Origin of the sequence: Flavobacterium sharifuzzamanii (assembly GCF_003254585.1) — a bacterium.
Classification (GTDB): domain Bacteria; phylum Bacteroidota; class Bacteroidia; order Flavobacteriales; family Flavobacteriaceae; genus Flavobacterium; species Flavobacterium sharifuzzamanii.
Genome location: NZ_QJGZ01000031.1, coordinates 125549 through 149334, shown reverse-complemented (window position 1 = coordinate 149334; position 23786 = coordinate 125549). Strand labels below are relative to the sequence as shown.

16 protein-coding genes, 1 tRNA gene and 1 pseudogene are annotated in these 23786 nt (G+C 34.2%); 7 read left to right on the top strand and 11 right to left on the bottom strand.

Going from position 1 to position 23786, the window contains the following annotated elements:
- Together DMA14_RS02520 and DMA14_RS02515 are read right to left on the bottom strand one after the other, a co-directional pair.
- Positions 1-992, bottom strand: a pseudogene (locus DMA14_RS02520) (DUF6443 domain-containing protein); the annotation flags it as partial.
- Positions 993-1179: 187 nt separating this feature from the next.
- On the bottom strand, positions 1180-2844 hold the full coding sequence (locus tag DMA14_RS02515) for a T9SS type A sorting domain-containing protein (RefSeq protein WP_111422866.1): 1665 nt from the start codon (positions 2842-2844) through the stop codon (positions 1180-1182).
- Between the two features lie 482 nt (positions 2845-3326).
- Between DMA14_RS02515 and DMA14_RS02510 the strand changes: the two genes are divergently transcribed.
- On the top strand, positions 3327-6623 hold the full coding sequence (locus DMA14_RS02510) for a hypothetical protein (protein ID WP_157957647.1): 3297 nt from the start codon (positions 3327-3329) through the stop codon (positions 6621-6623).
- A gap of 238 nt (positions 6624-6861) precedes the next feature.
- A complete protein-coding gene (locus tag DMA14_RS02505; RefSeq protein ID WP_111422863.1) occupies positions 6862-10890 on the top strand; it encodes an Ig-like domain-containing protein in 4029 nt (1342 codons plus the stop codon).
- Positions 10891-11202: 312 nt separating this feature from the next.
- Here the strand turns inward: DMA14_RS02505 and DMA14_RS02500 are convergent, their stop codons facing one another.
- From DMA14_RS02500 to DMA14_RS02480, 5 genes are all read right to left on the bottom strand, one after another.
- The gene (locus DMA14_RS02500; RefSeq protein WP_111422861.1) at positions 11203-11580 is read right to left on the bottom strand and encodes a nuclear transport factor 2 family protein; all 378 of its coding nucleotides are present in this window, start codon (positions 11578-11580) and stop codon (positions 11203-11205) included.
- 93 nt (positions 11581-11673) lie between these two features.
- Positions 11674-12474 carry an SDR family NAD(P)-dependent oxidoreductase gene (locus tag DMA14_RS02495; protein WP_111422860.1) on the bottom strand — a complete coding sequence of 267 codons (801 nt, stop codon included), beginning with the start codon at positions 12472-12474 and terminating at the stop codon, positions 11674-11676.
- A gap of 53 nt (positions 12475-12527) precedes the next feature.
- Positions 12528-12962, bottom strand: coding sequence for a GNAT family N-acetyltransferase (locus DMA14_RS02490; RefSeq protein WP_111422858.1), 435 nt, complete (start codon positions 12960-12962; stop codon positions 12528-12530).
- Between the two features lie 157 nt (positions 12963-13119).
- Positions 13120-13641, bottom strand: coding sequence for a hypothetical protein (locus tag DMA14_RS02485; RefSeq protein WP_111422856.1), 522 nt, complete (start codon positions 13639-13641; stop codon positions 13120-13122).
- A gap of 121 nt (positions 13642-13762) precedes the next feature.
- The gene (locus DMA14_RS02480; protein ID WP_111422855.1) at positions 13763-14095 is read right to left on the bottom strand and encodes a hypothetical protein; all 333 of its coding nucleotides are present in this window, start codon (positions 14093-14095) and stop codon (positions 13763-13765) included.
- A 438-nt stretch (positions 14096-14533) separates the two neighbouring features.
- Here DMA14_RS02480 and DMA14_RS02475 point away from each other — a divergent pair.
- Positions 14534-14605 (top strand) — tRNA-Glu (locus tag DMA14_RS02475).
- A 106-nt stretch (positions 14606-14711) separates the two neighbouring features.
- Positions 14712-15911 carry a PQQ-binding-like beta-propeller repeat protein gene (locus DMA14_RS02470; RefSeq protein WP_111422876.1) on the top strand — a complete coding sequence of 400 codons (1200 nt, stop codon included), beginning with the start codon at positions 14712-14714 and terminating at the stop codon, positions 15909-15911.
- 74 nt (positions 15912-15985) lie between these two features.
- On the opposite strand, the gene DMA14_RS02465 is transcribed toward DMA14_RS02470, so the two are convergent.
- Together DMA14_RS02465 and DMA14_RS02460 are read right to left on the bottom strand one after the other, a co-directional pair.
- Positions 15986-16291: a hypothetical protein gene (locus DMA14_RS02465; RefSeq protein ID WP_111365111.1), complete on the bottom strand. Its 306-nt coding sequence runs from the start codon at positions 16289-16291 to the stop codon at positions 15986-15988.
- 260 nt (positions 16292-16551) lie between these two features.
- Entirely contained in the window at positions 16552-17394 is an 843-nt protein-coding gene (locus DMA14_RS02460) for a leucine-rich repeat domain-containing protein (RefSeq protein ID WP_111422853.1), read from the bottom strand.
- A 179-nt stretch (positions 17395-17573) separates the two neighbouring features.
- Here DMA14_RS02460 and DMA14_RS02455 point away from each other — a divergent pair, with 179 nt between their 5' ends.
- Together DMA14_RS02455 and DMA14_RS02450 are read left to right on the top strand one after the other, a co-directional pair.
- Positions 17574-18062 carry a DUF1761 domain-containing protein gene (locus DMA14_RS02455; RefSeq protein WP_111365108.1) on the top strand — a complete coding sequence of 163 codons (489 nt, stop codon included), beginning with the start codon at positions 17574-17576 and terminating at the stop codon, positions 18060-18062.
- Between the two features lie 117 nt (positions 18063-18179).
- Positions 18180-19325: a GNAT family N-acetyltransferase gene (locus tag DMA14_RS02450; RefSeq protein ID WP_111422851.1), complete on the top strand. Its 1146-nt coding sequence runs from the start codon at positions 18180-18182 to the stop codon at positions 19323-19325.
- A gap of 2 nt (positions 19326-19327) precedes the next feature.
- Here the strand turns inward: DMA14_RS02450 and DMA14_RS02445 are convergent, their stop codons facing one another.
- The gene (locus DMA14_RS02445) at positions 19328-20197 is read right to left on the bottom strand and encodes a diacylglycerol/lipid kinase family protein (RefSeq protein ID WP_111422850.1); all 870 of its coding nucleotides are present in this window, start codon (positions 20195-20197) and stop codon (positions 19328-19330) included.
- Between the two features lie 61 nt (positions 20198-20258).
- On the opposite strand from DMA14_RS02445, the gene DMA14_RS02440 reads away from it, so the two are divergent.
- The gene (locus DMA14_RS02440) at positions 20259-21221 is read left to right on the top strand and encodes an App1 family protein (protein WP_111422848.1); all 963 of its coding nucleotides are present in this window, start codon (positions 20259-20261) and stop codon (positions 21219-21221) included.
- A 251-nt stretch (positions 21222-21472) separates the two neighbouring features.
- On the opposite strand, the gene DMA14_RS02435 is transcribed toward DMA14_RS02440, so the two are convergent.
- Complete coding sequence (locus DMA14_RS02435) at positions 21473-23395, bottom strand: ABC-F family ATP-binding cassette domain-containing protein (protein WP_111422846.1); 1923 nt, start codon at positions 23393-23395, stop codon at positions 21473-21475.
- Positions 23396-23786 lie beyond the last annotated feature (391 nt).

Below are 23786 nucleotides of genomic sequence, written 5' to 3'. Positions count from 1 at the left end.
GCAACTCCATAACCATCACGATCTACATCACGATACCAAATTTTGTTGGGATTAACCGTATCATCAAAGTCATTGCAATCAAGAGCATTGTCAATATATCCTGCCGGAGCTACACTATAATAAACTGTGTTAAGCGGATCCCCAAAACCATCACGATCAAAATCTCGGGAATAATATCGAGGAGGAATATTGGTAATATTTCTGGTGCTATCATCTTGATCTTCATAATTGAGAACATACCCCTCTGGCTGAATACATGTTTTTACATAGATTTCTCCCGACCCGAAAGTATCTCCATCGCCATCACGATACCAATAGGTATTTGGATTAATTTCCCTAAGACCATCGTTGCAATCTAAGCTGTTGGTGACATACCCAGCAGGCATATAGCTATAGTATACCGCTACTGAAGGATTGCCAAAACTATCTCCATCTCTATCCTGATAAAAATATTGTGGAGCAATATTGATAATGTTTCCTGTAGAATCATCATAATCAGACGCATTTCTGACATATCCAGTTGGCTGCAAGCATTGGGTCAGAACAATTGATGAATTTCCGTAAGTGTCTCCATCTGAATCACGATACCATTTTGTATTAGGATTAATCGTTCCATCGTTATCATTACAGTCCGTATTATTTGTAACGTAATATATGCTCGGCCTAACACTGTAGAGGCGACCTTGAGCGCCTCCAAATGTATCGCGGTCCTGATCCAGATAATACATAATTGGCGGGATATTGGTGATATAACCGTCATTATCATCCAAATCAGTATTATTATCTACATAACCTTCGGGCTGGTTAACACTTTTAATAGGCTGGTATTCTAGCCCCTTCTCCCCAAATCCATCTCCATCAAAATCCATATACCAATATGTTGCAATACCTCCCCCAGATCCTGCCATAGTAGTCATGCCAGATTTTGCGTCTTGCCCAAAGCAAAAATTTACAATAATTAATAATATTGCTGAGAATAGTTTTCTTTTCATAAAAATTTATCTTAAGCTTTACAATTATAAAACCATTCCATTCCTAAAATATATGGAGATAAAGAATTGCTATTTGAAAAAGCTTTGGTGTTGTATGTATATTTGATTGATTGCTGCAGATCTTTCTATTTACTGAACTGCATTAAGGCAGCTAAATATATTTGGATCTTCGAAGTTTTTTTGCCTATTATCTGCCCGTTATTCTTTTAATAACTTTAACCGAGTCAGTCCTAACATCCGTTTTTACATTAATAATGTAAATCCCCTCAGCATACCGGCTTAAGTCTACAGGCACTGTCCTGCCTGAAATTGAAAAATACTGAAGTGTCCGGCCTGCCATATCCACTACAGCTGCCGTCCCTTCTTTAAAATCATAACCGATTATAACATTTGTGTAAGTGGAAACAGGATTAGGAATTGCTTCAATGCTCGATTTCACTTTTTCTATTTTGGCTTTATCTTTAAGCTTGACAACCCAAAAATCATTAGATCCGATGTTAGAATTTTTATCTTTTGAAGAGCCCGAATTTGAAGTTCCAGCCATTAAATATCCTCCATCTCTGGTTTCAATCAGTTTGCGAAGTATGTCTTCACCGCCGCTTCCTACACTTTTATTCCAGATTTCACTACCTTCATCATTAATTTTTAAAGCTATGTAATCGTTTATGCCGTCTTTTTCTTTGGCAACCATTCCGACTGCTTTTGACACTAAACTGCCGCCTCCAGATTTTGGCCCTGAATTGCGTGCATGCCCTCCAATCAAATAGGTATTATCCTCATTTTCAACCAGCGAGGTTAAAATATCTACTTTACCAAAATCAAAAGTTTTGCTCCACACTACTCCCCCTTCTTTATCCAATTTAAGAATCCAGTAATCTGTTCCGTTGGCAACGATGCCTCCTTCTGTTGTCAATGCATTGGAACTGTTAGAATTTCCTCCTAAAATATAGCCTTCGTCTTTAGTCTGATGAATCGCGTAAGGCTGGTCATCTCCATCGCCTCCATAAGTTTTCTGCCACTGGATTATTCCTGTGTCATTTATTTTCAAAACCCAATAATCGCCAACGCCCTTATTTGCTTCTGTTTTATCGCCAGAAACAGGAGAATTAGAGTATCCTGCAAGAATATAGCCATCATCAGAAGTCTGTTCCATACTTCTTAAAATATCAGAATATTGGCCTCCATAAGTTTTCTGCCATTGAATAACACCTTCTCTGTCTAATTTGACAACCCAGTAGTCCATACTCCCTCTGCTCTTTTCAGATTTCGAATAGATATCATTCGCGAAAGAGTTTTCATCTAGTTTTGAAGCTGAAATCGAATTTGGACTTGAACTTGAAGATCCCCCAAGAATGTAGCCTCCATCTCTTGTCTGAAAAGCACAGAGCAGTTCGTCCTGGCCGCTTCCTCCAATTGTTCGCTGCCATTGTTCGTCTCCCGCAGCGTTTAATTTTATGACCCAGAAATCAGAAAGCCCCTTACAATTGTCTTTTTTCTGAAAACTTTTTGAAGACCTAGAAGTTCCTGCAAGAACAAATCCGCCGTCTCTAGTATTTTTAATGCTCTGAAGAAAATCAAAGCCAGAGCCTCCAAAACTTTTCTGCCAATCCTGCTCTCCATTTTCTTTCATCTTCCAAACCCAAAAGTCTAAGTCTCCATGATTGTCCTCTGTTTTGTTTCCAGTTTTGTTTGAAAGCGAGCTTCCAGCCAAAATGAAGCCATAATCAGCTGTCGGTTGGGCATCAAAAAGGTAGTCAGCATGCGTGCCTCCATAAGATTTCTCCCAAAGTATATCTTGAGAACGGACAAAAAAAGACACAAAAAAAAGTAATGGAAAGTAAAGTTCCTTCATATTCATTTCGTAGGATTTGGATTTTCTTTTTTAAAATTCGGAGGCGAAACTAATAGTTTTTTGTTAAATTCTATAAGAAATTCCGTAATTTTTTAACTTATGTCTAATAAAAAACCAAAGATTAAAAAAATACATCTTAAAAACACACAGCAGACTCAAGCGATAAAACACTAGTCACTATGCGAAAATAAACGATTGTCCATTTTCGAGAATAATAAAGAAATAGTCATCAATAATAGAAACCCGCAAACAATATCTCCAAAAAAAAGATTAATAAATACCAATTTTAACATTTCATCATTGCTGTTTAAATAATCGCTAAAATGAATTACTTCTTCATCAATAAACTAATTCTGTCAGCAAACATGGGACTTCAATAAAAAAAAGAAAAAAATATTTTAAAAAAATATTAAACAGTAGTTAAAAAAATTACATTTGTCGGATTTTTACCAAACATATTTATCCTAAAAACATTGGAGATTTTGAATTATAAAATTAAAGCCGAGAAAAAACTTTTTGATAAAAACACATTAAACAGAATTACAATTGCATTTACGGCGGTAATCTGCTCTAATTTGCTATCAGCCCAGACTGGCGAAAAAGATAGCTGGACCACAATCTCTGATTTCACGCCTAAATCGCCTGAAGCGCAGGCATTCCAAAGATACGGTGACTATAATGTCAATCTTGCTAAAGGGCTTGCCAGCATTTCAGTGCCATTGCACACTTTAGAAGCAGGCGACTACAAGCTTCCCATCTCGCTTAGCTACAACCCTTCAGGCATTAAAGTAAACCAGGAAGCCACTTGGGTAGGATTAGGATGGAGCCTGCAGGCAGGAGCTCAAATAACCCTTGATGCAAGGGATAGCCCTGATGAAACAGTAGATGAAATTATGCCTGATTTAGATGCTGTCTCTAACTTGTTAAATCAGACACCGCCATGGGACTATTGCAATTATGAAATATCGCGCCTTAGAAATAATTCATGGATTAAAGATGTATATCATTTTAGCTCGCCAACCGCGCAGGGAAAATTTATTATCGGAGATGCTCAAGATCCGAACAAAATTTTAATCTATCCTCCTGATGCTTTTAAGGTTGAAACTTCAGAAAATAAACATAATCGACAATTCAAAATTATCGATCCGCAAGGCAATGTATATCTGTTCAATAGCACAAGAGAAACTTCAAAATCTGTTGGCGTGGAACATGACACCAATTATTATACTACGGCATGGTATGTTGATCAGATAAAAACACCATCCAACAATACCATCGATTTTGCCTACACAAATGACGGCTGGCACTCCAACACCAGTACAAATGATCAGATCATCGTTTCAAAAACTTACAGTGATTGTGATCCTGGAGCTCCACAAACAGAAATAATGAGTGGCTCCATAAAACGAAACTCCATTAACTCTACCAAAACATACAAACTTAGTTCTATAACTTATAAAGATTTCAGAGTTTTGTTTATTGCACAATCTGGAAGATTAGATTTAGCATCCCCAAGTTTATTGGATCAGGCCCGTTTTCCTACTGAAAATGTAGTCCCTGCCTATCTAAAATTTATAAAAATCCAAAACAAGGTTAATGGCACTTTTGCTGACAGTAAAGGATATGAACTAACGTACAGCTATTTCGATCCTGGGGGAACAGAATTAGAATATGTGCGCAAAAGACTAAAGCTTTTAGCGGTAAATGATTTAATTGACGACAACATAGCTACAAAATTTACATATTCTGATACAAATCTTCCGTCAAAAAACTCCAAAGAAATGGATGCTTGGGGCTATTACAATGGAGCAAGCAATAACCTTACTCTAGTACCGCGACAACATATTTGGCTTAACAACGGAAAAGTAACTTTAGGTTCTGCAAATCGTGATGTGAACGCAGATGCCGCACAAGCAGGAATCCTTACCGAAATACAATACCCTACTAAAGGCAAAACAAAATTCGTTTATGAATCCAATTCCTATTTTGGCGTAGATGAACTCAATAGAAACAGAGAAGTTATTGAAAACTCGCACGTAGTTCAAGGCAAAGGTTCTCCCCTTAGCACTTTAGAAGAAGATTGCGACAGCTGTTTTGTTTACAATGAAATTAAATATGACCTTATTGATGCAAGTGCCAGACTTGCTTTTAAAATTAACTATACAGGAAATTTAACCATAAACAAATATCAATATGCCAGAGTTAGGGTTTATAAAAATGGCAGCAACACCCCTATTTTTGACAGTTCAAAAGTCCGCTCCTCTATGGCTTTTGATGAATCCGTTAATCTAAGCGGTTCGGGCTCGGTTTATATTGAGGCTTTTGGCCAAGAAATGAGTGTCCGCGATCTGCAATTGATTTACATTAAAGTAGACGATATTCCAAAAAACGTATCAGGTCCCGGGTTAAGAATCTCCGCAATAGAAAATTATGTCGATAATTTGACGCTTGCAACCAAAAAAACATATACATATTCTATTCCCAACCAAGGCAGCAAAAGCAGCGGCAGGCTGGTTTTTGATGCTGTTCGTAAATTTGACCCTGAAACCTTTAGAACCTATGAGAAAATAAGATGCGGAAGTCAGTTTGGAACGTTCTGGAAAATTGACTACACCACGATATACAGTGGCCAATCCCCTTATTTTTTAATGAACGAAGTATACTATACGGATGTAAAAGAAGAAAATATTGATTATACAAATGTTCTCAAAAATGGCTATACGGCATATAATTACGACTTTACCCCTTCTTACAATAGCCAGGATGGCTCCATAAATATAGAATTTGACTGGCTGCGAGGCAACCTTTTAAACAAAAAAGTGTACAATTCAAACAGCAAAATACTGCAGGAAGAACAGAACGCCTATTTTGAAGACACCTCAAAAACTACAACTATTTCAGGAATAAAAATTTTCACAAGAGAAAAATTCATAACCTGTCCAAATGTTAATACCCCACCTCCAAACATAGTGCCTTACCAAAATATGGGATACAGATATGTAATCCCTTGGCATTATTTAAAATCAAAAACTCTTACCGAAACATTCTATGATGCGTCTAACAATGTCAAGAGCACAGTGGTTAGCAGCACCAGTTTTAACTATAATAATCCAATCCATATGCAGCTAAGCAGCCAAAAAAACACTTCTTCAAAAGGAGAAGCCATAGAAAGCAAGTACTTCTATCCAGGAGACAGTGAGTTGGATGCTGAACCCTTAATGAGCAATTTGGTTGCGGCTAACAGATTCATCCCAATTAAAACTCAAAATTTTGTCAAATCGAATAAAATTTCAGAAACCAAAAAAATATTCAAAGATTGGGGAAACCAATTAATCCAGCCTGAAATTATCCAGAGCTCTAAAGGAAACGCTTCATTGGAAAACCGTATTAGAATAGTAGAGCTTGACAATACTAATGGTAATCTGCTGCAGCAGAAACAGGAAAATGGGATTGATATTACCTATATCTGGGGATACAACGGAATATATCCTATTGCAAAAATAGAAAATATGTCTTACCTGCAGGTTAAAACTGCCTTAGGCATGAATGATGAAGCGATAAGATCTCTAACTGAAGTGCCTTCGGGATTCAGGGCGCTTCTGCCTGCCAATTCATTCGCAACCACCTATACCTATAAGCTCGGCATAGGGATAAGTTCTATTAATGATCCAAAAGGCATGACAACAAAATTTGAATACGACAGGCTTGGACGTTTAGTGCTGACAAGAGATCAAGACAATAAAATCATCTCGGAAAACAAGTATAATTACAGATATTAACATTAAGATTATTCGATGCTAATCATCTAAAATTCATTTAAAAAATTTTACAAAAAGCCTGAAATATATTTTTTCAGGCTTTTTTAAATTGCATTCAGTAAAGAAGCCAGTTAAAAAACTTAAAAATCCGTTAAGTTCAAATACTTGATTTATTAGATAAAGAATATAATACCACGCATTACCACTGTTAATTTCTGTAACCTTTTAACTACATTTACACTTCCCCTTAAATCTAACCATGAAGCAAATTCTACTTATAGCAGTAATTCTTTTTTATTGCTCTGCCATGTCTCAGCATGTAAATCAGTCCAAAGGTTTTAAAGAAAACAAAGGCCAGATCTTGAATCAGGATGGCAAACCAAATAATGAAGTTGAATTTTTATTGACACATAATGGGTTAAACATTCAATTGCGCAAAAATGGTTTTTCCTATGACGTTTACGAAAAAAGAAGAGCCGATCAAATGCCTCCATTGTCAGGCACGAAAAGTGTCGCGGCATCAGAATCTAACACTGATTACCAGTTCCACAGAATTGATGTTGATTTTATAAATGCTATTCCCAATGCAAAACTTATTGCCACCCACAAATCAAGAGACTTCAGCAATTACTACAATGTGCCAGGCAATGCAAATGGAATTATTGGAGTGCATGAATACAGGAATGTCGTATATAAAAATATCTATCCTCATATCGATATTGTTTTTACCACGCCTGAAGATGCAAAAAAAGCAGTCGAATATAACTTTATTATACATCCAAAAGGAAAAATTTCAGATATAAAATTAAAGTTTAAGGGTGCTCGGACTAATTTAAAAAACAATAAAATTCAAATCTATACTGCATTTGGAATCATGGAAGAAATACTCCCTGAAAGCTGGATAGAAGAAAACAATCGTAAAAGAAAAATAAACGTTACGTATGATCAGGTTGCCAACAATATGTATGGTTTTAACGCTAGAGGCAAGATTCTCAATAAAACTGTGATTATTGATCCTGTGCCTGTTCGTTTATGGGGAACCTATCATGGAGGGGAAGGGGCAGATTTTGTCGCATCAGTTTTTACTAAAAATAACTTCAGCTACATAGGCGGCAATACTTTCAGCAGATTAAACATCGCATCAAATGGAGCCCATCAAAATACTTTTGGCTCTTTAGACGCCTCCTATGATAGCTTTTTTGCAAAATTTAATGCCGATGGAACAAGGTTATGGGCAACATATTACGGAGGCAGCAAATCAGAAGATATATTTAAAATTGTCGTTTCGGATAATGATAATGTATATGTTGGCGGCTCGACAATGAGCGATAATAATATAGCAACTCCCGGCAGCCATCAGCAGGCACACGGAAAGTATTGGGATGGTTTTTTAGCCAAATTTGACAAAGATGGAGTTAGGCAATGGGGCACTTATTATGGTGGGCAATTGAATGATGATGTTAAAAGCATCACCCTTGACTCCAATGAAAACATATACATTGTAGGAGGCACTTACAGTAAAGAAAACATCGCAGACATTTCTTCATTCAAAAGCAGTTTAGACAGCTTCAATACGGGAGATGGCTTTATCGCCAAATTTAATAAGGACGGACACAGAGAATGGGGAACCTATTATGGAGGAACAGGCCAGGACATCATTTATGATTCTAAAGTGGATACTAATGGCAATATTATTCTTATAGGTTCAACATTCAGCAAAAATGGCATTGCTACGGCCAATTCATTTCAGGAAACGCATACCACTTCCGATCGGGAGGGATTTTTAGCTAAATTTACCGGCAATGGAAATCTGGTCTGGGGGACTTATTTTGGCGGGGAAAAAACAGACTACTTTCACGATCTGGGAATAGATTCCCGTAATAATCTGTATTGTCTTGGCCAAACCAATAGCACCACAGGAATTGCAACGGCTGGCATTTTTCAGGAAAATTTCATTGCTAATGGTTCTGGCAATAACGGAGCCATTCTGAAATTCGACCCGAACGGTTTTAAAATATGGGGGTCTTATTTTTACCCCGAAGCTTTAGGGCTTTCAGTTACTAAAAATGGAACAATTTACTTTACCGGACGCGCAAAATCTGGCTTCTCCGCTACTCCAAACGCTTACATGGAAAACCCTTACAGCAATGCGTCAGGCACCGACTCTTTTTTAGTAAAATTCAGTACAGATGGAGAAAGAAAATGGTCTACCTATTTTAGCGGAGAGGCTGCTGATGATGCTTTTTCAACTGCTGCAGATGAAAATGGAAATCTATATTTGGCTGGCACCACCCAGAGCTTGCTAAACATAGCAACACCAGGCACCCACCAGAACACCAATTACACCAATCTTGCATTTAATGCTGGAGATGCATTTCTGGTAAAGTTTCACGACTGCGAATCTAATTCCTATATTTCAAGCAATTCACCCATTTGTATTGGACAAACTCTAGAACTTTCCGCTTCAGGAGGAACCGCTTACAATTGGAGTGGGCCAAACGGCTTCACATCACAAGACCAAAATCCAGCAATAGCCAATGCTGCAGCAATAAACAGTGGCGAGTATAATTGTATGATATCGGGGGCGCCTGGAAGCTGTCCAAGCACTTTATCTTTAAAGGTCGCTATTGGAGATAACATTGCTCCTATTCCAACTATTGCAGTTTTAGCAGATGTGAAAGGCAGCTGCCAAACCATAATAAACAAAATTCCGACAGCAACAGATAATTGTGCAGGGTTAATAACTGCCACAACTGAAAATTCATTGAATTTTACTTTGCCCGGAATCTATACTATAACATGGAATTATAATGATGGAAATGGGAATATTTCCAAACAAAATCAAAAAATTATCATTGAAGAACAGCCTCAGCCAATTGCGAATTCTCAACAAACATTCTGCTTCAATGATCACTTAAATATACAAAACATAGAAATTACAGGCACCGACATCAAATGGTACGATGCTGAAATTCAGGGCAATATTATTCAAAAAACAACAGCTCTTGCAGATAATCATATCTATTATGCATCTCAAACCGTAAATGGTTGCGAAAGCAAAAGAATTCCTATTCTTATAAAAATCATTCAACCAAACAAACCTTCAACTGAATCTAATCAGTCTTTTTGTTCAGATCAGAATCCGATTATTTCAGATCTCAAAATTATAGGTGAAAACACAAAATGGTATGATTCAGAAACGGCAGGAACTCTTTTGCCAAATACAGCAATACTTGAAGACAATAAAACATATTATGCATCTCAAACCATTAATTCTTGTGAAAGCGAAAGAATTCCTGTTCGCGTAAATATTACCAGTAAGCCTTTTGCTCCAACAGGGGACATTAATCCGATATTTTGCAAAAGTGAGAATGCGACCTTAAACAATATAAGCATTAATGGTCAAAATTTAAAGTGGTATGATGCCAATACTGCAATAACTGAACTTTCTTCAAATACTATTTTACAAAATGGAGCAACTTATTATGTATCGCAAACGATTGCCTGCGAAAGTGAAAGACTGCCAGTCTCAGTTACTGTCCTTCAAAACGACGCGCCAATAGCTGAAAGCCCTCAGTTTTTTTGTGCTAGTCAAAATGCTTTTTTAGAAGATATTGAAATTATGGGGCAAAACATAATGTGGTTTGACTCTCCAACAGGTGGAAATATCTTAGATGAAACAACGAAGCTTAATAATACAACATATTATGCATGTCAAAATTTGAATAACTGTGAAAGCCCAAGAAAAGCAATACTTGTCAAAATTATAGAACCTCAAAGTCCTTATGCTAATCCTGAGCAAAATTTCTGTTCGAACCAAAATGCAACCATTAGTTTCATTAAAGTTCACGGAGAGAATATAAGTTGGTACTCTTCACTTTCTGAAGAAACAAAGCTTTCTGAATCAATACTTCTCGAAGATGGAAAAACATATTATGCGTCTCAGACAATTAATAATTGCGAGAGCGGGAGAGTTTCGGTAAAAATAAACATCAAAAATAATCCAGCGGACTGCACTAATCTTACTGGTGAATTTTCTTTTCCTAAATTTTTCACTCCAAATAGTGACGGCTATAATGATACATGGGCAATCAATTCAGAATATTTAGCAACAGGTTCTATTATTAGAATTTATGATCGATTTGGAAGATTGATTACAGCACTAACAGCTAATAATTCTTGGGATGGAACTTATAAAGGACTTGATATGCCATCCTCTGATTATTGGTTTGTGGCAACAGCTGCAAATGGAAATGAATTCAAAGGCCACTTTAGTTTAAAGAGGTAAAAAAATATTAAAACAATTATCTGAATTTATCTACTTTACAAATAATGAGACGAAAAATAAAAATTAGAAATACACTTTAATTTCATAGTAATAAAACAGCTAGATAACCAATCAATAGACAGTTTCTAAATTGGACTTAAAATTTTTAAATCACTATGAAAATGGTTCGAGAATTGTCCCGTTCGGGCTACTAAAGAAAAAAAGCTTCAGAGAAATCTGGAGCTTTTTTATTTTTATAAACTGCTAGATTCGTTATGTTCACTAGCGTGATGCTCGAGTTAGCAAAGGAAATCTGGGGAGATTATCAAATTACTATTTTATTTCTAGCTCAGTTTCAGTATGCATTACACATGCCCATTTGTTATTTTCTTTAATCCAAGTAGAAGTACAAACACATTTTATGGGCGCTTTTTGACTTTGGTCTACTATCTCAAAATCGAGACGATATCCTATTACAGCAGTATTTTCGGCAATTAGCTTTTCTTTTACATCATAGATGTTCAGTACTTTTATTTTATTGGTTTGTCCAGAGTCAAACATATTTTTGAAATCAGCTTCGCTGATACTTTGAATACCATTTTTTCCGGCAACTATGCAAGGAAACAGTGTCAGATTTCTTACCGTTTCATAGTTATTATTTTCAACTCCGTGCCAGTATTTTTTTTCCAATTCTATAATTTGTCCTTCCATATTATCTCGTTGTTAATTAGACATTTCACAAATTTCACATTAATATTGAAATAAAGCTGCTCTTTTAACATAGATTTAATTCAAGTTACTTACTTACAAATCAGGTTTTGGACCTTTAGAAATGATATATCTCATTACGCCAGGAAACCATCTTTGCAGCCATACGGCTAGCTTGCCGTGTCCCGTGAAGATGTAATTTCTCTTTCGTTTCAAAATAGCTTTTACCATCACTTTTGCTGCCTTATCAGTTGGCCACATTAAATTTGATGGCCGCGGATCTGTTTGTTCAGGATGCCATATTCCGTCATTATCAATTCGTGCAATTTCCGAAACCACAAATCCGGGATGCAGCGTAGTGCAGCTCACGCCCGTTCCCATTAATTCAACCTGCAAAGTTAGACCAATAGAATTTACAGCAGCTTTTGAAGCACCGTACGCGCCCACATTAGGATTAGGAAGATAAGCCCCTACGCTTCCAACCAAACCAATTCGTCCTTTGTTTTTCTTTAAATGAGGCAGTGCATATTTTACCGTTAAAGCTAATCCAGTCACATTGCCTTGCAATTGCCTGTTCCAATCCTTGGCTGTTAGATTTTCGATACTTCCAAAAACGCCAAAACCAGCATTGGCTACAACCACATCCAAACGCCCCCATTCTTTGATGATTTGTTGGACTGCATTTTCGATAGAGTTTTCTTCCATTATATCGCACGGAACTACCAATGCTTTTCCGCCTGATTGCCTAATCTCGTCAGCAACTTTATCTAATAACTCTTTACGTCTTGCAGAAAGAACTACTTTATATCCTAATCTTACCCACTCAAAGGCCATCGATTTTCCAATGCCAGATGAAGCGCCTGTTATCCATATTACTTCTTCTTTTGCTTTTGTCATTTTGAATCAATTTTGATTAGTATAGTTGTTTCTAAGTTGTGGCAATACTTATATTAGTCTAATTTAAAGTCAAATATTTTTTGTTCTTTGGTCTCGTTAAAACCAATTCTATTGTAAAAAATATGAGTTTCTTTGCGAACTGCATTGCACCTTACTCTGATTTTAGTGCTTTTTTTAGTACGAGCCCATTCTATTACCTTTTCCACCAAAATTTTACCGATTCCATTTCTTCGGTAATTTTCATCTACCACTAAACCTCCAATTTCTACAAAAGAATCAGATTCAACTCTAAGCGAATAAAAACCATGAACCCAACCAATAACATTTTCATTATCGATACATATATAAATACAATTATCGGTATTGTTTAAAATTTCCAAAAGCCGATTATGCATTTTCTCAATTGTTGTTTCATAACCTAATTGATCGGATAGTTTGCTTATAAATTCAACATCATTTAATTCTGCTCTCCTTAAAAAAAATTCCATACTTCCATATTTACCATAATCGCAAAAGTATTGACGTCATGATGATTTATAACGAAATTAAGTCCATTCTTCGGATTTGCAAAATAATTTCCTAAGCAATTGATAATCTATTTGTTGGCGCGAGAAAGAGCACAGCAACATAAACTCACTTGCCAACCTAATTAATTTTAAAACCCTTTTCAAAATTCTCTAAAAGATTATCATCGTAATATTTAAACAACAAAAAAAAGTCATCTTCATTATGAGTTATTCTAAAACATTCTTTCTTAATATTTACCTTTTTGTTACTTATTGGATACTCACTCTGCACAAATTTAAAAAGCGCCAAGTCTATTACAATTTTCTTTTTCTCTATTTTATACAACACAAATAATCTATAAGAAAAAGTTGAAAAAGTAACTTCTGAATCTGTGAATTCTATCTCTCTAATTGTTTTATTTGTTAGAGAACCTGAATTAAAATAGGCGTACAAAAAGAAAATAATTATTAAACCCAATCCTATAACACCAAAAATAAATTTATTATCAATTTCTTTTCGTGTATCAAAGAAAAAACCGGTTCCTGCTAAGCACGCAAAAATTATTAAAAGCACGGTTATGATTAGGCTTTGCCTCTCATATTTTTTAAACCACGTTATTAATTCATTATTTGAGCAATATACCATAAGACTTTTGATCATTAAAATAGATTAAAAATGCACCTTTTGGCGCGAGCAAAGGGAACTAAATTAAGCCCATAATTTGGATTTGCAAAATACTATTTTTTCACACTTAAAGCATTCCATAAGCAGGAATGCATTTTCAATCTTCATTTGAAGTTTTTCTTATTTCAGAAATAGTACCAAAGATTTGATCTAATAATTCCATTTCGTCAGTTGGAAGTAACTGCAAAGCCATTTCAAGTAAGAGCATTACCTCTATTTCATTTTTTTTAAAATCATCTTTCATGATATTTATACTTGCTTTTAATAAAGATGAAATAGTTAGATTCAGCTCGGTGTACGAATGCACTTTTAGCATCATATTTATAGAATTATCATTATCCTTAATGTCTGGACTTAATTTTGTAAAATATTTCATTCTGTCAATCGATTCTAAAAAATCTATCATAGATTTTCCCTTTTCTACTTTCATAATCTTTCCTTACTTTTTTTGTATTTACTGTTATTGACTCTTAATGTTATTTTAGAATCAAACAAATTTATAAAGACGTAAAGAGAAAATAAGGAACGTATTTATCCAGTCAAATACGTCTGTTAAAAATAGCAGAACAATTGTTTTCTTATTTGACTTCTCATTTTTTCTGTAATAAAAACAAGATTATTCTTTCAAAAAACAAAATTACCCAATATTTTTAAAAATTATTTTCCTTTAAAAAAAACAAACAATTTCTCCGCATACACTCAAAACAACCAATTATTAATCAAATAAATACAAATACATTAACTCGGTTAATACTGGAAAAACCATCATCTAAAATAATTTTAGATCAAAAAAAATCAAAAAGTTTTTTCAAAAAAGCTTTGTACATCTCAAAAATAGTTGCATTTTTGCACCCGCAATAGCAAAGCAGGTCCGTTCGTCTATCGGTTAGGACGCCAGGTTTTCATCCTGGTAAGGGGGGTTCGATTCCCCCACGGACTACTTACTAAGACAAAAGCTTCAGAGAAATCTGGAGCTTTTTTTGTTTATATTTACTCCGTTAAATGTTTTAAAAAAAGACAATCAAAAAATCAACCCAAATCTTAAAATGAAACACAAATTAATAGCCCTTTTATTTGTATTCGCCTTTGCAAATATGTCTGGACAAGCGCCCGCCAGCAAAACCAATTACACAAACAGCAATTTACCTACAGAAGAAGCTGTTACCAACAAGTCTCTTAAACCGCTTAAAAAGATTTCTCTAGACGACACCTCAATTTTAATTTACGATTACGATGGTTCGCTTTTTTCATGGGATCTAGAAGTCGAAAGTATTGTTTGGACAATAAAAGCTTCAGATGCTCATACAGAAATGTGTGCTAATAAAATTACTATTCATGACGGAGTTGTATATATTCCGTTTATTAATGGAGAAATTTATGCAGTAGATAATGGTACAGGTACTATTTTCTGGAAATCTAGAATAGGAAATATTACAGACCAGATTGTTCTAAAAGACCAGACTCCGATTATAGCTAATGGAAAACTTTTTATAACTGCCCAAAATCAAAATCAGAGCAGTAATTTATATGCTTTAGATCTAAAAGATGGAAGCTTGGCCTGGAACTACAAGTTAGACACTCCAAACAACGATATTGAGCCACTTTATTTCGATAATAAGATCTTTACCCAAAGCGGAACAAATGTGTATTGTTTTGAAGCTAATACAGGAAAATTGCTTTACCAAAAAAGCTTTGACGAAACCATGACTGGAAAACCAGTTACAGATGGCGAAAATGTTTTTATTGCAGGCGATAAAAATTGGCTTTACGCTTTAAAACCAAATAGCCTAGATGTTTTATGGCAATTTAAAATAGAAGAAAACCAAAACAATGTGAAGGAACGCATTGTATGCCATGACAAAAAACTTTATTTTGCAGCACAAGGTTCAGAGGTTTCATCTATTTATGCTGTTGATTCTAAAACAGGAACTCAGCTTTGGAAAACAGATTTTAAAGGTGATAATGTAGAATATATAGTAAAAGAAGTTGACAATCTTTGGGGATACACTCGTAAAAAGAAACTTTTTGAACTAGACTTATCAAACGGCGAAATAGCTTTTGAAGAAAAACTAACTACACTGCCTATTTCTAATATTGAATTTCCTGCTGACGATAACTTGCTTTACTATTATTGCGATGCAGGCTTAATTCAATTTGATTTAAAAGAAAAAGACGAAAATGTATATTATATGCGTACCTCGATTAAAGATGATCCTTATAGCGCTTATTTGAAGATTATTCGATAATAACTCTCACTTTTAGAAATAAAAAAAAGACCATTTTTTCAAATGGTCTTTTTTTATCCTCTTTTGAGAAAAATTTATGCTCTGAACAAAGCATATTTATTGTAGTTATACAAAACTTTATCATAAGGAACATAAAGCGAAACAATTTTCTCTGATGATTCATTGAATGTGATTCCGTTATGTTTTCTAAACAAGTAAATTTCTCTCAGGCAATTAGAAAGACTTTGGTGAATCTCGCTTGTAAAAGTTGGCAATTTTTTGTCGCCCACCAAAAGATCAATCTGGTAGTTCGAACTGCTTTTTGACAAGTTGTTTCCAATAATTCTAATTGTAAAAGTTGTTGGTTTTCCGTACTGTTCACCTTGATATTGTAGTGTCATGATTTCTTCTTATTAAGTAATTAGTAATACCGCTGATTAATCGGTTTTTGGTTCTCCGGATACTTTTATTAAAGTTATAAAAATTTAGACAAACATAAAAAATTCAATTCTAAATTAAATGTTATATTTTTAAAAGACAAAACCTCTAGAAACCATAAAACCGTAACATAGTTACGGTTTTGGCAATTAACTAAATATATTTAATCAACTTGTTTAACGAGTGTAAAATTCATTCATAAGCATCGATTAATTTTGGGTAATTATTGTAATTTATTTTCTTGGTTTATTTCTAATAAAAACGGATTTCCGTTTTCATCCATCATAGTCATATTTAAAGCATCTAATAATGCTGTCTTTTTTGAAACTTCGCCCGTAAATTTATTATACGAAAGATTCAATTCTTGTAACTTGCTCAACTTCTCAATTTCTTGCGGAATTGCACCTGAAAATTCATTGTCAAATAAACTAAAATTTTGCAATACATTCCAATTAATAATTTCATTTGTCAAATTTCCGGACAGCTTATTATTATTTAGCAGCAATACTTTTAGCCCTGAAATTTTATAAATTGAAACAGGCAGTTTTCCGTTAATTTCGTTATTAAAAACAGCTAAAATTTCCAACTGATTCAGCTTTCCAATTTCCGACGGAAGTTCTCCAGAAATCTTATTCATAAAAAGCTCTAAATCTTTCAATTTTGTCAATTGACAAATGGAAAGTGGAATTACACCTGATAATTTATTGTCAGCAACATTAAGCAATTCTAATTCCTTCAAATTAAAGATTGACGAAGACAAACTTCCTTCAATTTTATTCTTCTCCAGATTTAGCGATTCTAAATTTATAAGATCGTAAAAAGCTTCTGGCAATTCTCCCTGCAAATTATTATCTGCCAGATTCAAAGCAACGACTTTTCCATTTTCGGCTTTAACACCGTACCAGGTAGAAACAGATAGACTTAAGTCCCACTTATTTTTCCATTGCAAGCCATTTGTTGCATGATACAATTTTATAAGCGCCTCTTTTTCTTTATCCGAAACGGCATCTGCCAAAACGTTTAGCGAAAAAGCAAATAATAAAGAAAGAGTAAATACAATTTTCATAACAGATTTGGGATTTGTTACTAGCGTAAAATTATACAATTCACAGCTATAATACACTAAATATCGGCAAACTGTTGAAAATTTTTTTATTTGTAAGATTAATATTTCTTTTTATATTTTTCAAAAACCTACCTGTTTTTTAATTACATTTGATCAACTAATTCTAAAAACCTCATATCATGCAAATTAACTTCGCAGCTTTATTCATTGCAGCCATTGTCACACTGGTAACCGGTTTTATCTGGTATAGCCCAAAAGTATTCGGAACTATCTGGATGAAAGAAAATAATCTTACTCAAGAAGAGCTAAGAAAAGGAAATATGCTTAAAATTTTCGGATTAACGTACGTATTTTCTCTAATGATCACTATGACTTTAATGTCTTTAACCATCCATCAGTCTGGTGCAATCGGAATGGTTGGCGGACCGCCTTTAATGGACAGCGCAAAACCTTCATTTGCAGCTTTTATGGCAGATTACGGAATGGCTTATAGAACTTTTAAACATGGTGCGCTTCACGGTTTTATGTCGGGATTATTTTTTGCTTTTCCATTAATTGGAATCAATGGTTTGTTTGAAAGAAAATCTTGGAAATATATTTTCATTCATGCTGGATACTGGACTCTTACCTTAACTCTTATGGGCGGAATCATTTGTGGATTTGCTTAATATCATTTATAAAAAACCCGTTTGAAGAATAATCTCAAACGGGTTTTCTTAATAATAACTTAAAGCAGTTTAGTTATTATAAATATTATCTAATTTTGAAGAAATTAGCTCACTCTTTTGAATACAACTTATTCTTTCCAGATTTACAAAAGCACATCATTACTGCCTGTAGAATGGAACTCGCTCGCAGCAAATAACATTTTTTTGACACGCGAATATCTCGAAGTGCTGGAAAACTCTTGCCCAGTAAATATGACTTGCCATTTTATCGGACTTTTTGAAGAAAAAAAACTAATCGGAATTGTGCTAACGCAATTCTTATTTGCAGAAAAACTTGAGTCTTTTGGAGAACGCGACAAATGCTTAAAGACTTCGGTGCGTAATTTCGCTTTAAAGAATTTTGCTTCGCATGTTTTATTCGTTGGAAACAATATGCTTACAGGACAAAATGCCTTTGTTCTTGATAAAAGTATTAAAGAATCAAAAGCAATAAAAACACTTCACAAAGCTATTAATCAGCTTAAAAAAGATTTAAAAGAAAACGGAAAAAAGGTTCATATAACGAGCATAAAAGATTTTACAGGAAAAGAAATAGAACCTCTTCAGGCTGAATTTAAAAACAATTATACGTTTTCGACCCAGCCGAACATGATTTTCAACATCAAAGAAAGCTGGAAAACCGAACAGGATTACATCAACGCTCTGTCAAAAAAATATCGCGATCAATACAAACGTGCACGAAAAAAATCAGAAGGAATTGTAAAACAACAAATGTCACTTTCTGACATCAAACAATATGAAGACGCTATTTACGACCTTTATTTTCATGTTGCCAAAAATGCGCCTTTCAACACCTTTTTCTTAGCTCGCAACCACTTTAGCTTTTTTAAAGAAATAATGGGAGACAACTTTCTTCTGTACGGTTATTTCTTAGATGAAAAACTAATCGGCTTCAATACTTTAATCAAAAATGGCGAAGTAATGGACACGTACTTTTTGGGTTATGACGAAAGCATTCAGCGCGAAAAAATGCTGTATTTAAATATGCTCTACGACATGATTGCGTCTTCTATCAAGAAAGGTTTCCGTGAAATCGTTTTTGCCAGAACTGCTCTCGAAATCAAAAGTTCTGTTGGTGCAAAACCTGTAAAAATGTATGGTTTAATTACGCACAGCAACGCTTTGATTAACCATAACATTTCAAGATTTTTTAATTATTTGGAACCCAAAACAGAATGGCAGGAGAGAAATCCGTTTAAATAAATTTACGGCACCGCAATTTTCATTTGTTTATGCAAAATATCAATTTCCAGTGAAGTCTGTGCTCCGCAATATTCTCCATCAATTTGAAAATTAACGGGGTAATCTGTTTTTATTGCCGCTTTATTCGTTGAAATAATTACAATATCATCAGAATCAATTGGCATATTCCCAGTAATTATTTTTCCGATTAAAAGCAGATCAAGGCTTTTTAAAATAACCAGCTCAAACTTTCCATCGTTCATAGCACCATTTGGATTGATAATAACTCCTGTTCCGTATTTCTGAGAATTGGCAATTACAATCATTCTTGCAACATGCTGTACGGTTTTGTTATTGGCCGAAATTGTTGCCACAAAAGGTTCTTCAGATTCTTTAAGCGTTGTAAAAGCCTGCAGCGCGTAACCCCAAAATCCGCGAATATCACTTTGTTCGTAGTTTTTAACCAAATTTGCGTTCAAGCCAAGATCACTCAGATGGATGCTTTTTTTACCGTTAATGCAAATCATATCCATTTCGATATAATGGTGTAGAAAAGCTATTTTAAGGTTCTCCTCTATTTCAGAAGGAAGATTCAAATCTACCGAAAGTCCGTTTGCAGAACCCGCAGGCAAAATTCCAATTATCACATCTTGTTCTTCCACAGCTTCGGCCACCATTTTTATCGTTCCGTCACCTCCAGCAACAATAATTCGTTCTGGAACAGATTCATTATATAAAGTTTGTATTGCCCTTAAATCATTTTTTCCAGTTGTTTCATACACTTTCAAATCAAAATGATTGGTTGCCGCAAACTCTTCAACAGCATCAATCAAATCTGATTTATCCAAGTCTCCAGAAATAGGATTCACAACAAATAGAATATTCTTTTTCAAAATTTTACTTTTAAAACCAATTAAATTGAGTAAATTACAGTTACATAAATATACGTAATTAATGAAACCAATTCTACAATTATATCGTGGTTATGCAAATGAACAAGAGCTAATTGTAATGGGGCATGTTTTAAAAAGGGAAAACAAATACAATTTTGAAAAAAGGAAATTAAAAAATGCCACTTCTATTCTCCGACTGTTCAGAATAAAAACTATTAAAAATTTTGATGTTTACCTTCATTACAACAACGAAGTAATTCACACCAAAACACTTGATGACGGTTTCTTTAACTTCTGTATTCCGCTAGAAAAAGAAACTCATTTCGGATGGATGTCTTATGAAGTAAGCATAAAATACCGTAACGAAACCATAACCTGCAAAGGCAGTTTTATACGACCTCACAAAGGAAAACTAGGAATTATATCAGATATTGATGATACTTTTTTGATTTCGCACACCAATAACATCTTTAGAAAAATCTATATTTTATTGTTTAAAAATGTTAATGATCGTAAAGTATTCAAAGATGTTGTATCTCACTATCAAGCTTTAAGTTCTGCAGGAAGAGATAACTTAGAAGAAGTAAATGCTTTTTTTTATATCTCTAGTAGCGAATGGAATTTATACCGATTTATTGCAAAATTCACGCGAATTAACAAATTGCCAAAAGCTGTTTTTCTGTTAAAAGATATCAAACGAGGCATTACCGATTTCTTTATGAGCGGAAGAGGAAATCATGATCATAAATATGAAAAAATTAAACATGTAGTAGAATTTTATCCCACGCTAAAGTATGTTTTAATGGGCGATGATTCTCAGCACGATCCAAAACTCTACGAAAGAATCTGCAAGATATTTCCAGTAACTGTGGTTGCTGTTTATATAAGACAGACTGGTAAATCCCAGAAAAAAGAAGTTCAAAAGATTTTAAAAAATCTGGAAAGTATAAATGTTTCGGTCTGTTATTTTAAAGAAAGCAGTAAAGCGATCGAACATTCGAAATCTATTGGGATTATTAAGTAGTTTGTTTCAAGTTTCAAGTTTCAAGTTTCAAGTTTCAAGTTTTGAAGTGAATGAATATTTTACCGCAAAGCACGCTAAGTTTTTTTAAACTTTTGAGGTTATATAAAACGCAAAGTTCGCAAAGCTTTATCGGTAGATAACTTTGCGAACTTTGTACATTGTAAATGTAAAATATAAAACTTAGCGTGCTTTGCGGTCAAATTTACTCGTCAAGATAATAACTTGAAACCCGAAACTTGAAACAAAAAGCATTAAGCATTAAAACTATCAATCTCTTCCGAAACAACTTCCCAATCGATTAATAATTGCTCTAAATCTTGTTTCTTTTTATTATAAGCAGTAAAAAATGAAGCATCTTCGATATGTTTGTCATAATTGGTTTCTAACATTTTATCGTCATGCTGAATTTGTTTTTCTAACTGTTGAATCTGGCTTTCAATTTTACTTAATTTGTTCTGAAGCGCTTTTCCTTTCTTCTGATCTTCGTAAGACAATTTACTAGCTTCTTTTTCTTTCGGAGTTGGTGCATTTTTTACAACATCTTTTTTCTCCACTTCACGCATGTTTTCAAGATTGCGTTGTTCTAAGAAAAAGTTGATGTCTCCTAAGTATTCTTTAATCTTTTGATCTTTAAATTCATAAACGATATTCGACATTCCTTGAAGGAAATCTCTATCGTGAGAAACCAATAACAAAGTTCCACCGAATTTTTGAAGTGCGGCCTTTAAAACGTTTTTAGATTTAATATCTAAGTGGTTCGTAGGCTCATCCATCAGCAAAACGTTGATTGGCTGTAATAATAGCTTACAAAGCGCCAAACGGTTACGTTCTCCTCCAGAAAGCACTTTTACTTTTTTCTCAACATCATCTCCACGGAAAAGAAAAGAACCTAACATATCACGAACTTTCATTCGGTTTGTGTCAGTCGCCGCATCTTCCATAGTTTGAAGTAAAGTAATCTCACCATCTAGATATTCAGCCTGATTTTGAGCAAAATATCCTAACTGCACATTATGTCCTAATTTGATATTTCCTTGGTATTCAAATTCGTTTACTAATGCTTTAATGAAAGTTGATTTTCCTTGCCCGTTTTGACCAACAAAGGCAATTTTACTTCCTCTTTCAACCAATAAACTAATATCTTTAAGAATCGTCTTGTCTCCGTAAGCTTTCGTTACATGTTCAGCTTCAATAACTACTTTTCCAGGCTCTTTAGAAACCGGAAACGAAATATTCATTACTGAGTTATCATCTTCGTCAACTTCAATTCTTTCTACTTTGTCTAATTTTTTAATCAATGATTGCGCCATTGAAGCTTTTGAAGCTTTTGCACGGAATTTCTCGATTAATTTTTCTGTCTCTTCAATCTTCTTCTGCTGATTTTTTTGAGTTGCCAATTGCTTTTCGCGAATCTCATGACGCAGTTCTAAATATTGAGAATAAGGTTTATTAAAATCATATGCTTTCCCTAACGAAATTTCGATTGTTCTATTCGTTACATTATCCAAGAACATTTTATCGTGCGAAACAATTACCACAACTCCAGGATAATTGCGAAGGAAATTCTCCAACCAAATAATACTTTCAATATCTAAGTGGTTGGTTGGCTCATCCAGAAGCAATACATCATTAGACTGCAATAAAAGTTTTGCCAATTCGATACGCATTCTCCATCCTCCAGAGAATGTTTCAGTTTGGTTATTAAAAACTTCTCTTTTAAAACCTAAACCTAGAAGAATTTTTTCTGTATCTCCCACATAGTTATATCCTCCAAGAAGATCAAATCGATGTGTGTAATCAGATAGATCTTCTATAATCTTAGCATATTCTTCACTTTCATAATCGGTTCTAGTCACCAATTGATGATTGATTTCTTCTAGTTTTTTCTCAACAATTTTAATTTCTGTAAAAGCCTCATACGCTTCTTCCAAAACGGTTCTTCCTTGTTCAAAATCAATATCCTGACGCAAGAATCCCATTTTAATATCTTTCTCTTGAGAAATTACTCCAGAATCAGGTTTAAAATCGCCTGCTAGCATTTTTAGCATTGTAGATTTACCTGCTCCGTTTTTACCAACAAGACCTACGCGGTCGCCGGCACCCAAACGAAAAGTAACTTCTTCAAATAAATAGGTTCCTCCAAAAGAAACGGAAAGATTGTGTATATTAAGCATAACGTATTGCTGTAAATGTAAAGGCTAGAAAACCTTTTTATTCATTAAATAAAATAAACCGTAAACAGACGAATTATCCTGTTACAATTTTGAAAGTGCAAAAGTATAACTTTTAATTGAAGTTTTTATACTGAAAAACAATAGCTTTTGTAAAATTCAAAAACTAAAAACCTTGTTTAATTCTGAACTTTTCTTCTTTAATGAATCAAAAAATAATTGCATTGAGAATAAACTCTTATATACATTTTAGAAAAAAAGAAACATTGTCTCGACAAAAATTATACTCAAAATCAAATCAGCATAAGCTGTAAGTTTTTATCCTGATTTAATAGCTTAACGCCTGAAAATACCTTATATTTGCTTTAAATAATTACTCCAATTCACACTGGTA